The sequence below is a fragment of the Microbacterium sp. CCH5-D1 genome (genome assembly GCF_001557335.1).
In the GTDB taxonomy this organism is placed as follows: Bacteria; Actinomycetota; Actinomycetes; order Actinomycetales; family Microbacteriaceae; genus Microbacterium; species Microbacterium oxydans.
Genome location: NZ_LSJW01000155.1, coordinates 18,391 through 33,590 on the forward strand (window position 1 = coordinate 18,391; position 15,200 = coordinate 33,590).

Consider the following 15,200-nt stretch of genomic DNA (forward strand, 5'->3'; position numbering starts at 1 on the left):
ACCGCCCCCGGGGCGGTCTTTTCGTTGCGCCGAGCCGGAGCACAGCACAGGAGATACTCATGACCCTCTCGCGACTCGCCGAGCTCCGCGCCGATCCGACCGCGTCCTTCGTCCTCATCGCCCGCGATGGAGCCGACACCGTCGAGCTGCTCAGCGGCGACGTGCGGGATGTCGACCTGCTCGCCGACATCCCTCTCGCCGTCGACGGCACGCCTCGTGAGGTGTTCGCGATGGTCCCCTACCGCCAGGTTCGCGAGCGCGGCTTCGTCGCCCAGGACGACGCCGCACCGCTGCGGTGCGTGGTCGTCGACGAGCACCTGCACCTTCCGACCGCCGAGCTCCTCTCCGCGCTGCCGAGTGAGCCGGTCGCCTTGCACGACGAGGGCTTCGACATCGCCGACGCAGAGTATGCGGCGATCGTCGAGAACGTCATCGCGGACGAGATCGGCCGCGGAGAGGGCGCGAACTTCGTCATCCGCAGGGACTTCACCGCGAATGTCGACGTCGATGACCGGACGGCAGCCCTGACCTGGTTCCGTGCGCTGCTCACACACGAGCGCGGTGCGTACTGGACCTTCGCGGTCTTCACCCCCGGTCACATCGCCGTCGGCGCCAGTCCCGAAGCGCATGTGGTCGCCCAGGGCGGCATCGTCACCATGAACCCGATCTCCGGAACCTTCCGTCACCCGGCGGGTGGGGCGACGAAGGAGACGCTGGTCGACTTCCTCGCCTCCACGAAGGAGACCGAGGAGCTGTTCATGGTCGTGGACGAGGAGCTCAAGATGATGAGCGCCGTCTGCTCCGACGGAGGACGGATCACCGGTCCGCACCTCAAGGAGATGTCGCGGCTCACGCACACGGAGTACATGCTCCGCGGACGCAGCACGCTCGACCCCCGCGACATCCTGCGCGAGACCATGTTCGCTCCCACGGTCACCGGCTCGCCCATGCAGAACGCCTGCGCTGTGATCCGTCGTCACGAGCAGAAGCCGCGAGGCTACTACTCGGGTGTCGCGGCGCTGTTCTCCCCGAACGCGGACGGCGGCCATGACCTGGACGCCCCCATCCTCATCCGCACCGTGTATCTCCAGGACGGCGCGCTCAGCGTGCCTGTCGGAGCCACGCTGGTCCGACACTCGGACCCCATGGGCGAGGTGTCCGAGACGCACGGCAAGGCCGCGGGTGTGCTCGGTGCCATCGGGGCGATCGACCGCGATCATGTGGCCGAGGCTCGCAGCGATGCGGACGCTCCCGGTGACGCGCACGCCCTCGCCGACGACCCGACCGTTGCCGAGCTGTTGGAATCACGAAACGCGCGCCTGGCCGAGTTCTGGCTCAACCCGCAGGGCGAGGACTTCACCGGTCCGTTCGCCGGACGCTCCGCCGTCGTCGTCGACGCGGAGGACCGCTTCACCACCATGCTCGCGCACCAGCTCCGTCATCTCGGACTCGCCGTGAAGATCGTGCCCTGGAATGACGCACAGGATGCCGACCTGGATGCCGCCGACCTGGTCGTCGCGGGCCCCGGCCCCGGTGACCCGCGGGATGCGCAGAGCGCCCGCATCGCCAGGATGCGCGACGTCGTCACCCGTCGCCTCGACTCCGGCATGCCGCTGCTCGCCGTGTGCTTGAGCCACCAGATCCTCGCCGACCGCCTCGGCATCGCCCTGACTCCTCTCGACGCACCGCACCAGGGGCTGCAGAAGTCGGTCCCGGTGTTCGGCGAAGACGCATCGATCGGCTTCTACAACACCTTCACCGCGCGTGTCGCCCCGGGCACGATCGCGGTCGGCGACGCCGAAGTGTCCGCAGACGCGGATTCGGGCGATGTCTACGCGCTCCGAGGAGACCGTTTCGCCTCCGTGCAGGGGCATCTCGAGTCGATCCTCTCGCGAGACGGCATCCGGACGCTCGAACGCCTCGTGACCCACGCCCTCGCCTGAGGCTGACGGTCGCGGGCTGTCCGCTGCCAGCGTGTCGGCACTGTCGGCATGTCCGCCGCGGCAAGGCCGAGGTCCAACGCGCCGGGAAGAGACACCCCGAAGGAATCAGCCGAGCAGGTTCACCGGGTTGAAGAGGTCGGCGACCAGGAGCAGGGCACCCATCGCGATCAGGGCCACGGCGACGACCACGGTGAGCGGTACGAGCTTGGTCGCGTCGACGGGTGCCGGCGGGGGCCGACGGAAGAGCTTGGCCCATGCGCGCTTGATCCCGTCCCACAGCGCGACCACGATGTGGCCGCCGTCGAGCGGGAGCAGCGGGATCAGGTTGAACACGAACAACGCGATGTTCAGCGAGCCCAGCAGCCCGAGCAGGAACGCGAAGCGGTTGAGGATCGGCGCATCGGTCGCGGCGACCTCGCCGGCGAGGCGACCGACGCCGACCACACTCAGCGGACCGTTCGGATCGCGTTCACCGCCGGTCACGAGGGACACGCCGACATCCCAGAGACGCACAGGGAGCGTGACGATCATCGATGCGACGCGCGCCGTGCTGTCCGCAGCCATCTCCGGCCCCGCGGTCAACGGCTGCTGCACGTATCCCATCTGCGCGCCCATGCCGACGTAGCCGACCTCCTTGACCACGGGCTTGCCTGCGTCGTCCAGGATCGGCTGGCCACTCGCATCCGTGATCGTGCGTTCCGCGGCGATCGGCGTGAGATTCAGCGACTTCTCGGCTCCGTCGCGCCGCACGACCATGTCGATCGTCTCACCCGGGGACGCCTGCACGATCGCGGTGGCCTCGGCGAAGGTCGACACCGGCTTCCCGTCGACCGACACGATCACGTCGCCCGGTCTGATGCCGGCTTCCGCTGCCGGAGACGCGGGATCATCCGGCGTGCACTCGGTCGCTGTGGAACCCGCCGGGACCACGCACTCGGTCACCGAAGCGATCGTGGTCGTCCCCTGCTGCACACCGATGCCGGACAGCAGCACGGTGAAGATCACCGTCGCGAGCACGAGATTCATGGCGGGCCCGCCGAGCATGACGACGACGCGCTTCCACACCGGCAGCCGGTAGAAGACGCGGTCTTCGGCGCCTTCTGCGATGGTCTCGTCGTTGGCACTGCGAGCATCTTGGATCAAAGAGCGGAAGACGCCCGACGCCGGACCGGAGTTCTTCGATGCCGGATACATGCCCGACATCGAGATGAAGCCCCCCAGAGGCAGCAGCTTGAAACCGTACTCGGTCTCGCCGATGCGCTTGGACCACAGCCGCGGCCCGAAGCCGATCATGTACTGGCCGACGCGCACGCCGAAGAGCTTCGCGGGGACGAGGTGCCCGACCTCATGCAGGCCGATCGACAGCCCGAGGCCGATCAGCATGAAGAGGATGCCGGCCAGATAGAGCAGGAATTCCACGTGCCAACGTTAGTGCCCCCAGCTAGGAATCCGCCCGGCGCTGCGGCACGACTAGGCTGTCAGCGTGAATGCCCGGCAGCTGCGACTCGTGCGTGCTGCCGCCGTCTCCTCCGTGGCGACACTGCTCGCGGCGCTGTCCCACACGCTCGGGGGCGGTGCGGCTCCGCATGTGCTGCTGATCGTCGCGGTCACGAGCCTGATCACCCCGCTCGCGGCTCTCCTGGTCGGAGTCCGACAGTCACGCGCCAGGGTGGCCCTCGCCGTGTTCCTCGGGCAGGCCGCCTTCCACGTCGTGTTCCAGGTGCTGGGCTCGCCCACCGTGGCGGCGCCGATCGCCGGCGGTGGACACGCCCATCACCTCGACCTCTCCCTCCTCGCATCGCCGTCCCCTGCTGCGGCCCCCGGCGCGCTCATGCTCTCGGCGCACCTCGTCGCGGCTGTGCTGACCACGCTGCTGGTGTGGCACGGCGAGGCGATCGTCCGGGTGGTCGCGCGCTGGGTCGATGCCCTCCTCCGACGTGCGTCCGCAGTGGTGCCCGCGCTGCACCGCCGTCCGGCGCGTCTGCGCTCGATGGTCTTCTCGCCGTTCGACGCCGCGGTCTCGTCCGCTCTGCCGCGACGCGGACCCCCTGCTCTCCTGCGCGACTGATCCGTCGCACTCGAACACGCCACCCGGACACGCGTGGCATCCCTTTCGCGGAGACGCGCCATCGGCGTGCCCGCACATCGATCAGGAGATCTCATGACCCGCAACACCCGTACCCACCGTCTGCGCCTCGCCACCACCGGCCTCGTCGGCGGCCTTGCCCTTGCCGTCACCGCACCCCTCATGGCCGGAGCGCACGTCGGGGTCAGCCCCGACGAGCTCGCCGCCGGGGACCACGGCGTCCTCACGTTCTCGTTCTCGCACGGCTGTGAGAACTCGCCGACGACCGCGCTGCGCATCACGATGCCAGAGGGTCTCGCGTCCGTCTCACCGACCATGGACTCCGACTGGGACATCCAGGTCGAACGGGGCGACGACGGTCTCGTCAGCGCTGTCACCTACACCGCGGTCGCGCCCGTTCCCACGGATCTCCGCGGCGCAGTGAGCATGGGCGTCGGACTGGATGAGGACACACCGGACACTCTGGCGTTCCCCGTCGTGCAGACGTGCGTCGAGGGTGCCACCGAGTGGACGCAGCTCGCCGAGAACGGCGAAGATCCGCACAGCCTCGATGCGCCGGCGCCGGTCGTCTCGGTGACCGCTGCCGCAGCGGACGGACACGGTGAGCACGCCGGATCCGATGCCGCGGCGGAGGCCTCGAGCCCGGCCACGGCGTCCGACCCCCTGGGCGTGGCGCTCGGAGCCGGAGGGCTGCTTGCCGGCTTCGCCGGACTGGTCGTCGCGATCGTCGCCTACCGCCGTCGCGCCTGACCGTGGGAGCGGCCTCTCGTGCTCCGGGATCCGGCGCGCGAGAGGCCGCTCGCGAGGGGTTCTCACCCCGGTCATGAGATCATTGATGCGCCATGTCGATTGAACAACAACCGAGCCTGCCTCCCGTGCTCCGCCCCGCGAACCCGCCCCGGCGTGAGCTGTCCGAACTCGCCTCCCGCTTCGCCCGCACCGTCCACGGCGATGTCGACGGCGTGGCCCTCACCGGCATCACCCTCGCCACCGCGGACCTGCGCCCCGGCGAGGCGTTCGTCGCGATCCAGGGCGTCAACCGGCACGGCGCGGACTTCGCCGCGACCGCCGCCGAGAAGGGCGCCGTCGCCGTCATCACCGACGAGGCCGGAGCGGTCATCGCGGAGTCCGCCGGCCTCCCGATCCTCGTGGTCGACGATCCTCGCGCCGTCCTCGGCGACCTCAGCGCCTGGGTCTACGGCACCGGCGCGGACGGTCCGCTTCCTCTGCTGTTCGCGACGACCGGGACCAACGGGAAGACCAGCGTGTCCCACCTGCTCGAGGGCATCCTCGACCAGATCGGCGTCGTCACCGGACTCTCCTCCACTGCGGAGCGCCACATCGCCGGCGAGGTCATCGTGTCGCGCCTGACCACCCCCGAGGCCTCCGAGATGCATGCACTGCTCGCTCTCATGCGGGAGCGAGCGGTCGAGGCCGTCGCCGTCGAGGTCAGCGCGCAGGCTCTCTCCCGTCACCGCGTCGACGGCATCCTGTTCGATGTCGCCGGATTCACCAACCTCAGCCACGACCATCTCGACGACTACGCGGACATGGAGGAGTACTTCGAGGCGAAGCTGCCGCTCTTCCGTCCCGACCGCGCCAAGCGGGGCGTCATCTGCCTCGACTCGCCGTCGGGAGCGATCGTCGTCGAACGTTCCGAGATCCCCGTCGTCACGGTGGGCACTCCGTCGATCGCCGCCGACCCCGAGGCCGCCCGCGCCGCGGACTGGGTCGTCGTCATCGACGACGAGCGTGCGGCCGGAACCACGTTCACGATGACCGGTCCGGCCGGCTCCCTCACGACGACGGTCCCGGTGATCGGTCCGCACATGGCCGCCAATGCGGCTCTGGCGATCGTGATGCTCCTCGAGGGCGGCTATGCCTGGGATCGCATCACCGAGGCCCTGACCCGCGACGGCGGCATCCGCGCCTATCTGCCAGGACGCACGCAACTGGTCTCCGGCGACACGGGCCCCGCGGTCTTCGTCGACTTCGGCCACTCCCCCGACGCGTTCGAGAAGACACTCGCCGCCGTCCGCCGCGTGACTCCCGGCAAGGTGCTGATGCTGTTCGGCGCCGATGGCGACCGGGACGCGAGCAAGCGGTTCGACATGGCGCGCACAGCCGTGGAGGGCAGCGACATCCTCGTCGTCACCGACCACCACCCCCGCTTCGAGGACCCCGCATCCATCCGGGCCACTCTCATCGACGGTGCACGCCGCGCGCGACCGGACGCTGAGATCCATGAGGCCTCACCGCCGGAGAACGCCATCGTCACCGCCGTCGGCCTGGTCGGCGACGGCGACGCCATACTCTGGGCGGGACCGGGTCATCAGGACTACCGCGACATCCGCGGTGTCCGCACTCCCTACTCCGCACGCGAGCTCGCCCGTCGTGCGCTCCGCGCGGCCGGGTGGCCCGTTCCCGACTCCCGCTGGCCCGTCCCCTACCCCGACGAAGACTGATCGGGATCACCGGGGCGCACCCGCGCTCCGGTGCCGACGTGCAGGACGATGCGACGAGGATGCCCCCCGCGGTCAGGCCGCAGCGATCATCCGGTCCGCCGTCGCGCGCGCCCAGGCCTCCGCCTCGGCGAGCGTCTCGACGGTGAGCACATCGGGCGCGTCATGCGCGTCGACGACGCGGGCGATGGTGTCGACGATCCCGAGGAACGGGAGCCGGCCCTCGTGGAAGGCGTCGACAGCCTGTTCGTTCGCCGCGTTGTAGACCGCGGGGAACGTGCCGCCGGCGCGTCCGACCGACTTCGCGAGAGCGACGGACGGGAAGGCCTCGCCGTCGAGCGGTTCGAACGTCCATGAGGTCGCAGCGGACCAGTCGAGCGGTCGCCCTACGCCTCCGACGCGGTGCGGCCAGTCCAGACCGAGCGAGATGGGCAGGCGCATGTCGGGCGGTGAGGCCTGTGCGATGGTGGACCCGTCGATGAACTCCACCATCGAGTGCACGATCGACTGCGGGTGGACCACGACCTCGATGTCGTCGTAGGCGATGTCGAAGAGCAGATGCGCCTCGATCACCTCGAGCCCCTTGTTCACCAGGGTCGCGGAGTTCGTCGTGACCATGCGTCCCATGTCCCATGTCGGATGCGCGAGCGCCTCCGACGGAGTCACCTGGGTCAGCTCGCCACGGCTGCGTCCTCGGAACGGGCCGCCGGACGCGGTGACGACGAGACGGCGCACTTCGGCATGAGTGCCCGCGAGCAGAGCCTGCGCGAGGGCCGAGTGCTCGGAGTCCACCGGGACGATCTGTCCGGGGGCAGCGGCGGCGAGCACCAGGTCGCCACCGACGATGAGGGATTCCTTGTTCGCGAGGGCGAGAGTGCGGCCCGCCTTCAAGGCGGCGAGCGTCGGCCCGAGTCCGATCGAGCCCGTGATGGCGTTGAGCACCACATCGGCTTCGACGTCACGGACGAGCTGCTCCGCCTCGACAGCACCGAGAGCGGTGGATTCGACCTGGAACTGCGCGGCCTGCTCCTCCAGCAACTCGGCGTTGGAACCAGCGGCGAGACCGACCAGCTCGAAGCGACGAGGATTGGCACGGATCACATCCAGTGCCTGGGTGCCGATGGAGCCGGTGGAGCCGAGGACGATGACGCGACGCATACCGCCAGCCTAGGTCACGCCCGCGGCTCCGCAGCGGCTACTGCTGAGCCTGAACCGGTGTCGTCGCGAGGATGTCGACGACGAACACGAGGCTCTCCTTCTGCAGTTCGTGTCCCTCGCTCGCGCCGTACCCGTCGGAGGGCGGCATGACGACGACGACCTGCGAGCCGACCTTCTGACCCTCGAGCGCCTTCTGGAAGCCCGCGACGACGCCCGTGGTCTGGAACTGCGTCGGAGCGGCATCGCGGCTCCAGCTGGAGTCGAACTCCTTGCCGTCGGACCACTTCACGCCCAGGTACTGCACGACCACGAGGTCGCCCGTGCCCACGGTCGCACCATCGCCCTGCTTGAGGACGGCGACCTTCGTCTCGGTCGGCGCGTCGCCGTCCGGGATCGTGACGGTCGGAGCGCCCTTGTCGTCGAGCTTCACCGTCGGCATGCCGGGCGTCGGGTCGACCGGGGTGCCCGTGGCCACCTCCGGCAGCTTCTCGACCGCCTCCGCATAGACGACCTTGTTCGTGCCGCCGTCACCGAAGACCTTGCCGGGCAGCGCGAGCACCACCTGTGTGCCGAGCGGCTGGCACTCGAGCGCGGCGATGAAGAGCGACGCGCTGTTCTGGTCGAGGAGGACGGAGGCCTCGCCGCCTTCGTTCCGGGCGGAGGAGTCGACCACCTCGCCGGTCGCGGCATCCACGATCTGGAACTTCACGCCGACGAGATCGTTCGCGAGCACCTCATCGCCATCGCCCTTGGCCACGATGGTCCGTTCCACGTCAGCGAAGGCGGCATCGGCGGGGACGGTGATCTTCGCGTCGAGACCTTCGCCATCGACCGTCACCGCATCCGACGTCTCTCCGGGCTGCGCGTTCAGCAGACACCCGCTCGACGCGGACGGCGAAGGGGTGCCCGAGCTCTCGGGCGCACCGCCACCGGCACAGCCGGCCAGCAGGAGGGTCGCCGCAGCGACAGTGGACAGGACGAGGAGCGGACGCTTGCGCACAGTGAGACCTCAGGATCGCGGGCGGGAACCTCCATCCTGCCTCATACCCCTTTGCCCGCGCTGGGAGGCGCGGCGCAAGTCTTCATTCCCACGCCGGCATGGATCCGGGAGTAATCTGCTCTGATGACCTCTGAGCAGTCCGTCGAGCCCGAAGCCTCGTCAGAAGAGGAATCCTCACCCGAGACGACTGCGAAGCCCCGTCACGCCGGGTTCGCCTACACCCTGGGGCGGAGCCTCATCACCCCGCTCGCTCGTCTGGTCTATCGGCCGCGGATCGAGGGGCGAGAGAACGTGCCGCTCGAAGGCCCCGTGATCTTCGCGAGCAACCACCTCTCGTTCATCGACTCGATAGCGATCCCGGTGGCCGCGCCCCGCCCCGTGCACTTCCTGGCGAAGTCGGCGTACTTCGAGGGCACCGGCTTCAAGGGCTGGATGAGCAAGACCTTCTTCGAGTCGATCGGCGCGATCCCCGTGCGCCGGGGAGCGGGACAGGCCGCGCTCGATGCCCTCGACCTCCAGCGCCAGCTCCTCGATGAGGGCCTGGCCGTCGCCCTGTACCCCGAGGGCACCCGCTCCACCGACGGTCGTCTGTACAAGGGCCGCACGGGAGTCGCGTTCCTCGCGTTGCAGACGGGTGCTCCGGTGGTCCCGGTCGGACTCATCGGCACCGACAAGGTGATGCCGGTCGGAGCGAAGATGCCGACGCTCAAGGAGCGCATCACGGTGCGCTTCGGCGAGCCGCTCGACCTCTCGCCGCACGGCCCGGCCACCAGCGGGCGCGCTCGGCGCCTCGCGACCGACCAGATCATGGCCGCGATCCACGGCCTCTCCGGCCAGGAGCTCGCGGGTGCGTACAACGAGGCTCCCGCGCAGGGAACCATCGAGAAGATCAAGCAGGCTCTCCCGCACGAGCGTCGCTGACCGTCCCGTCGTCGCGATCGCGGCGCGGCTCAGGAGAGAGCGCTGACCCTCGCCTCGTGACGCACGGGGAAGTTCATCGAGTTCGCGATGAAACACCATTCGTTCGCCTGGGTGTGGGCGCGTTCCGCAGCCTCGATCATCGACTCCTCGGCGACGACGACCTCAGGATGCAGCATCACCTCGACGAACGATCCTCCGCCCGCTCCGTCCTCGCGCATCATTCCTGTCGCCCGGTCGCGATAGGACACCACCACGACGCCGGCCGTGACACACGCGTGGAGGTAAGACAGCAGGTGACACTCGGAGAGCGACGCGAGCAGCAGGTCCTCCGGATTCCAGCGTGACGCGTCGCCGCGGAAGGGCTTGTCCGCGGAGGCGAGGAGATCGGGCTTGCCCTCGATCTCGATCGTCACAGCGCGTCGGTAGTCGCGGTATCCCGTTGTCCCGGTACCGGTGTTGCCGGTCCAGGTCGATGTGAGCGCATAGCGGTGTTCGCCGAGAGTGCGAGGACTGGTCTCTGCCATGCGACCAGTCTGTCAGGCTCGTCCGACGCGACGCGAGCAGCCTCGCACGCCGAGCTAGAGTTGACGGGTGCTGGAGACTCTCACCGTTCAGGATTCCGTGGAACTCGCCGTCGTCGAGCGGAGCGGATTCGTCGAATCCCGCCACGCCGGCGCGGCCGTCGTCCTCTCCCCCGACGGAGACATCGTCGCCCGACACGGCAACGCCGACGCCCTGATCCTGCCGCGTTCGAGCCTCAAGCCGCTGCAGGCGATCGCCTGCGTCACGGCGGGCGCCGTCCTCGAGGGCGAACAGCTCGCGCTCTCGACGGCGAGCCATGTCGGCACCGATCGGCATGCGTCCGTGGTGCGCGACATCCTCACAGAGGGCGGACTGACAGAGGACGACTTGGGTTGCCCCGCGTCGTGGCCGAGCGACTCCTCGACGCGCGATGAGCTCGTGCGCGAGCACGGTGAGCCCACGCGCGTGCGCATGAACTGCTCGGGCAAGCACGCCGCGATGCTCCGCGCCTGTGTCGCGACCGGCTGGCCCACCGACGGCTACCTCGACCCCGCCCACCCGTTGCAGCAGCACATCAGGGACGTCGTCGAGCGCCTCACGGGTGAGAAGATCGCGCACACCGCGATCGATGGGTGCGGCGCGCCCGTACATGCGACGACCCTGACCGGTCTCGCACGCGCGATCCATCGGATCGGAACGGCGTCCGACCGCTCGCCGTTCGCCCTGCATCGCGTCGCCGGTTCCCTGGTTCGCGCTGTACGGGAGAACCCGTGGACGATCGAGGGCCCGGGTCGCCCTGACACGATCGCGACGGAGAAGCTGGGCGTGTTCACGAAGCACGGCGCCGAGGGCGTCATGGTCATGGTCTCCCCGAACGGGACGACGGTGGCTCTGAAGATGCTCGACGGCGCGACTCGTGCCTCGACGATCGTGGCCGCCACCCTCCTGGCGCGCGCGGGCGGTCTGACCGATGCGGATGTGGCCGCCCTCGGCGAGGCTCTCCCCCTCACTGTGCTCGGCGGCGGCGCCGACGTCGGTGCCATCCGCCCTGGCGCGGGCATCTGACCGGGAGCCCCACCTCCGACCTCCCAGAGCTCCTCACGGCGACAGCTCGGCCACGTGCACTCTTCGTGGCAGCTCAGCCCCGATCACGGACCACGCTCGACCCGCATGCGGACGGGCGTACGGGGGCAACTCGCGGGCGCCGATCAACTGGCGGAGATCAGCCGGACGCTCGCAGCGGATGAGGACCTCGCCCAGGGATCGCACCCGTTGCCACAGTGTCCAGTTCCGCTGCCAAGCCTCCGCATCGCCCACCACGACGCACGGCCGATCCGTCTCCGCCGGCTCCGCCCCCGGTTCCCTCACCTCGCAGTCCGGATGCGCGCGACGCAGACGGGCGATGACCTCCTGAGCCCCGGCGGTGACGATCGCTGTGAGCGCGGACGTCGGCCGCCACACCGCTGCCGTCTGGTCCGCGGGCCGATGGGACTCCGTTTCGTCGGCCCACGCCAGCTGAACCTCCTGATCGCCGATCCTCGCGCGCCCCGGAGCACGATCACGAAGGAATCCGGACGGCTCGCCTCCTGCCGCCAGATGCTCCAGCTTCGTCGACATACGCAGCAGCGCGCGACGCGGCAGGAGATCGAGCATACGTCCCCAGGCGCCGCTCGCCCTGGCCGCGGTCACCACGAAGGTCGTGCCGTGGGCCGTGCGAAGCACCTGCTCCCAGCGCTGGACGAGCTGATGGCCGTACTCCGGCGGCAGGCTCCCCACCAGCACATCGACATCGTCGCAGAGAACCACGGTCGGAGGTCGCCGGCTGCCGTCCGCCCATGCGGAGAGCAGATCCCACGCCTCCTCGGCATCGCCGGACATCCATGAGGTGTCATCGCACTGGGCTGCCACAGTCCTCAGCAGTGTGGTTCGGCCGGAACCGGGCCCGCCCAGAACCGCGATCCCCCGTTCGCGCCCGCATTGCAGGAGAACCGGAGGTTGCGCCTGCCGGTCGGGGTCGTCAGCGCGTCCGATGACCACGGTGTCGGACCCCACGCCGGCCTCGCCGAGGAGCTCACCGAGTGGGAGAAGCGAGGGCAACGACGGCAGCCAGGGACTGGACGGCTGACCTCCTGCCGCCCATCGCTTCGCCACCTCTCGGAGGTCGGATGCCTCCGTCAGGGCGACCCGCAGAGCGAGGGCCTCCTGGTCCGTCGGTCTCCGCACCAGAGCGAGCCCCCGTGATCCCGGGTCCCCGGGGAGCGCTGCTGCCGCCTCGCTGCCGAGCATCAGCCGGCTGTCGGCAGCGTCGCTCACGCGGAGGCTGATGCGAAGGGGGCAGTTCGCCGCCAGGGCATCTCTGACCACACCGGAAGCTCGCTGCGTGCCGAGGATCAGATGCATGCCGAGCGCACGGCCACGGGCGGCGATATCGGTGAAGACCGCGCCCAGGTCGGCGTGCTCCGCGAGCAGCGCTGCGAACTCGTCGACGACGATCACCAGCCTCGGTATCGAGACCTCCCGCACATCGCGAGCCCCCGCCGCCGCGAGCAGTGCCTCCCGTCGGCGGAGCTCCGCCGTGAGGCTGGAGACGCCACGTCGTGCCCCCGCGTCATCGAGATCCGTGATGACGGCGACGACATGCCGAAGTGCACGCAGCGGCTCGAACGCGGTGCCGCCCTTGAAGTCCGCGAGGACGAAGGTCACCCGGTCCGGCCCGTGTACCGAGGCCATCGCGGCGACCCAGCTCACGAGCAGTTCACTCTTCCCCGTCCCCGTCATGCCGGTCACGAGCGCGTGAGGACCGTCGTCGACGATGTCGACCACGATGCTCCCCCGCTCGCCCCGGCCGATCGCCGCCGCCAGCCCTTCCACCTCGTGCGGTTGTTCGAGTTCGTGAAGCGCCACCGAATCGGGAGGCGCGCCTGCCTCGTCACCCCGGTGCGCGATCTCGCTGGACAGCACTTCGGCCTGCCTCGAAGAGAGGAACTCGACGGCGACGGCTGTCGTCCCGCTCGCCGTACGCAGCGTTGCGAGCCCCGGCTCCACGATGTCGATCACCGCCGTGACACCCTCCGGCACCTCCTCACCGGGAGCGGCTGTGCAGATCAGCGCGTCCGCGTCCGGTCTCTCCCCGGCGCAGGGCCCGACCCCCAGCCGGAACGCCCTGCGACGAGTCCGTCGTGCATGGGGCAGGCCGCCGAGTCCCCAGCCGACGAGATCGACCTCGAGGAGGTCGACGCCACCTGTCGGAACGAGCGAGAACTGCGCGGACCCGAAGCGTAGACACAGCTGCAGGATCAGAGCTCGCGCGGCGGCGGCCGTCAGCGGACCCGCTCCTCTGAGACAGATCCCTCCCCCCAGCGGCACGACGACGGGCGCGGCGTCGATGACACGGCATCGTTCGCGGAAGGCTCGTCCGCGCTCATCTTCGCCCCCGGTGCAACGGACCTCGCTCGTTGTCGGGCCCGAGCCGACGACGACCCAGGTCTCCTCATCGACGGGTTGCGTTCCTCGAAGCGGGGATCGCACGATGCAGGTCGCGGTGTCAGGGCGGCGCTGCCACAGCGCCCTGCGCTCCTCGCTGTGGCGGCGGACCAGCTCAGCCTCCGCCGTGGCCCACCCCTCCTCGATCTTCTGCTCTCCGCGTCGCCGCTCCCGACGCCGGAGGCGAGCCGCGTCCACCAGCGATGCCCCGATCATCAGGGGCCCCAGTGCCGCGAAGCACAGAGCCAGGAGCGAGCCCGAGATCGACCACAGCACCACGCCGGCGGCGATCGGCACGATGGCGGCCAGGAACGGCACAGGAGCGCGGTGATGTGGTGCCTGCGCGGACGGCAAGGCGATCGGGAGGGAATCCATGCCCTCGAGTCGATCGCATCGCAGGCCGTGGGCGAGCAGTCTCCACAGCCTCAGGACACTATTGAGCGGTGTCCTCGATCGGGGAGGAGGAGTCGTCCTCAGACGTTACCTGGACGATGATGAGCGTCACGTTGTCGCGACCGCCGTTCTCCAGGGCCGCCGCGAGCATCGCATCGACGGCCGCCCCCGGGTCGTCGTGCTCGCGGAGGAAGTGCTGGATCCCGTAGTCGGTGAGCTCCTTGGTGAGCCCGTCGGAGCAGACGACGAACCGGTCACCGGGTCGCACGTCGATGGAGACGTAGTCCGGCGCCGTGAGTTCGCTCGCTCCCACCGCGCGGGTGATGACGTTGCTGTAGGGGTGCCCTTCGGCTTCCTCCGGGCTGAGCTTGCCTGCCGTGATCAGTTCCTGCACGACCGAGTGATCCGTCGTGATCTGCACCAGCTTGTCGTCCCGAAGGAGGTAGACGCGGGAATCGCCGATGTTCAAGGCGATCCACTGGGCCTCGTCGCCCTCGGTATCGAGGTAGACGCCCGTGAGCGTGGTGCCCGTGCCCTCGTCGGTGGTCTCGGGGTGGTCGGCGATGTCGCCGACAGCCAGCTCGAGTGCGCTCTCGATCGACGGGCGATCGACCTTCCCCGACGAGACGATGGCCTGGAGGCGCGACACCGTGCTCTGACTCGCGATCTCGCCACCGGCATGGCCGCCCATGCCGTCTGCGACGATGAACAGCGGATAGTCGGCCAAGAAGGCGTCCTGGTTCGTCTCGCGACGGCGCCCCTGATCGGTGATACCGGACCAGGAGAGCAGCAGCGTGCGCTGCGCAACCGTGATCCGTTGCGTCTTCGTCTCAGCCACGTGCTGCCTCCGATGGGCCTGCGGCGGGTCGGACGGTCGCAGGATACTCACAACACATCGTAGTAGAAGTCACGTACACCGCGATCACGCTCGTGCGTCCGGAGCCGCCGACGAAGGCAGCGAGCCCGCGAGAACTGAGCCGAGAAGCAAGATGTGACCGGGGGTGCCTGCGCGGTACGGGGACGAAAGCATATCGTCCACGTTAGCGGGCGCTGCGGGTGGAGAACCAGCCGGAACAGCACAGAGCCCCCGACAGGAGTCGAGGGCTCTGTGCCAGACGATGCCATCTCGTCAGATGATCACGCTGGCGGCTGTGTGGGATCCGTGGGCGGAGTGGTGGGCGAAGCCGGCGGTGCGGCGGGCGGAGCCGTCGGGGGCGCAGGCGGCGTGGTCG

General features: G+C 69.5%; 12 protein-coding genes. 6 read left to right on the forward strand and 6 right to left on the reverse strand.

The window, feature by feature from the left end; genetic code table 11:
- Window positions 1–59 precede the first annotated feature (59 nt).
- The gene (locus tag AX744_RS09685) at window positions 60–1,943 is read left to right on the forward strand and encodes a chorismate-binding protein (RefSeq protein WP_061016572.1); all 1,884 of its coding nucleotides are present in this window, start codon (window positions 60–62) and stop codon (window positions 1,941–1,943) included.
- A gap of 105 nt (window positions 1,944–2,048) precedes the next feature.
- Here the strand turns inward: AX744_RS09685 and AX744_RS09690 are convergent, their stop codons facing one another.
- Window positions 2,049–3,362 carry a M50 family metallopeptidase gene (locus AX744_RS09690; protein WP_113681552.1) on the reverse strand — a complete coding sequence of 438 codons (1,314 nt, stop codon included), beginning with the start codon at window positions 3,360–3,362 and terminating at the stop codon, window positions 2,049–2,051.
- Between the two features lie 64 nt (window positions 3,363–3,426).
- Here AX744_RS09690 and AX744_RS09695 point away from each other — a divergent pair, with 64 nt between their 5' ends.
- The 3 genes from AX744_RS09695 (at window position 3,427) to AX744_RS09705 (ending at window position 6,494) form a co-directional block, all read left to right on the forward strand.
- Complete coding sequence (locus AX744_RS09695) at window positions 3,427–4,011, forward strand: hypothetical protein (protein WP_061016574.1); 585 nt, start codon at window positions 3,427–3,429, stop codon at window positions 4,009–4,011.
- Window positions 4,012–4,104: 93 nt separating this feature from the next.
- Window positions 4,105–4,779 carry a YcnI family copper-binding membrane protein gene (locus AX744_RS09700; protein ID WP_058631282.1) on the forward strand — a complete coding sequence of 225 codons (675 nt, stop codon included), beginning with the start codon at window positions 4,105–4,107 and terminating at the stop codon, window positions 4,777–4,779.
- Between the two features lie 92 nt (window positions 4,780–4,871).
- The gene (locus AX744_RS09705; RefSeq protein ID WP_061016576.1) at window positions 4,872–6,494 is read left to right on the forward strand and encodes a Mur ligase family protein; all 1,623 of its coding nucleotides are present in this window, start codon (window positions 4,872–4,874) and stop codon (window positions 6,492–6,494) included.
- 72 nt (window positions 6,495–6,566) lie between these two features.
- Here AX744_RS09705 and dxr read toward each other — a convergent pair whose 3' ends face one another.
- Window positions 6,567–7,649 carry a 1-deoxy-D-xylulose-5-phosphate reductoisomerase gene (gene dxr / locus AX744_RS09710; RefSeq protein ID WP_061016577.1) on the reverse strand — a complete coding sequence of 361 codons (1,083 nt, stop codon included), beginning with the start codon at window positions 7,647–7,649 and terminating at the stop codon, window positions 6,567–6,569.
- 37 nt (window positions 7,650–7,686) lie between these two features.
- Complete coding sequence (locus tag AX744_RS09715; RefSeq protein WP_058631285.1) at window positions 7,687–8,649, reverse strand: FKBP-type peptidyl-prolyl cis-trans isomerase; 963 nt, start codon at window positions 8,647–8,649, stop codon at window positions 7,687–7,689.
- Window positions 8,650–8,772: 123 nt separating this feature from the next.
- Between AX744_RS09715 and AX744_RS09720 the strand changes: the two genes are divergently transcribed.
- The gene (locus AX744_RS09720) at window positions 8,773–9,570 is read left to right on the forward strand and encodes a lysophospholipid acyltransferase family protein (RefSeq protein WP_046748251.1); all 798 of its coding nucleotides are present in this window, start codon (window positions 8,773–8,775) and stop codon (window positions 9,568–9,570) included.
- A gap of 29 nt (window positions 9,571–9,599) precedes the next feature.
- On the opposite strand, the gene AX744_RS09725 is transcribed toward AX744_RS09720, so the two are convergent.
- A complete protein-coding gene (locus AX744_RS09725; RefSeq protein WP_061016579.1) occupies window positions 9,600–10,094 on the reverse strand; it encodes an OsmC family protein in 495 nt (164 codons plus the stop codon).
- Window positions 10,095–10,161: 67 nt separating this feature from the next.
- On the opposite strand from AX744_RS09725, the gene AX744_RS09730 reads away from it, so the two are divergent.
- The gene (locus AX744_RS09730; RefSeq protein ID WP_061016581.1) at window positions 10,162–11,157 is read left to right on the forward strand and encodes an asparaginase; all 996 of its coding nucleotides are present in this window, start codon (window positions 10,162–10,164) and stop codon (window positions 11,155–11,157) included.
- Window positions 11,158–11,190: 33 nt separating this feature from the next.
- On the opposite strand, the gene AX744_RS09735 is transcribed toward AX744_RS09730, so the two are convergent.
- Together AX744_RS09735 and AX744_RS09740 are read right to left on the reverse strand one after the other, a co-directional pair.
- Window positions 11,191–13,950 carry an FtsK/SpoIIIE domain-containing protein gene (locus AX744_RS09735; protein ID WP_061016583.1) on the reverse strand — a complete coding sequence of 920 codons (2,760 nt, stop codon included), beginning with the start codon at window positions 13,948–13,950 and terminating at the stop codon, window positions 11,191–11,193.
- Between the two features lie 58 nt (window positions 13,951–14,008).
- Entirely contained in the window at window positions 14,009–14,806 is a 798-nt protein-coding gene (locus AX744_RS09740) for a PP2C family protein-serine/threonine phosphatase (protein WP_046748247.1), read from the reverse strand.
- Window positions 14,807–15,200: the final 394 nt, after the last annotated feature.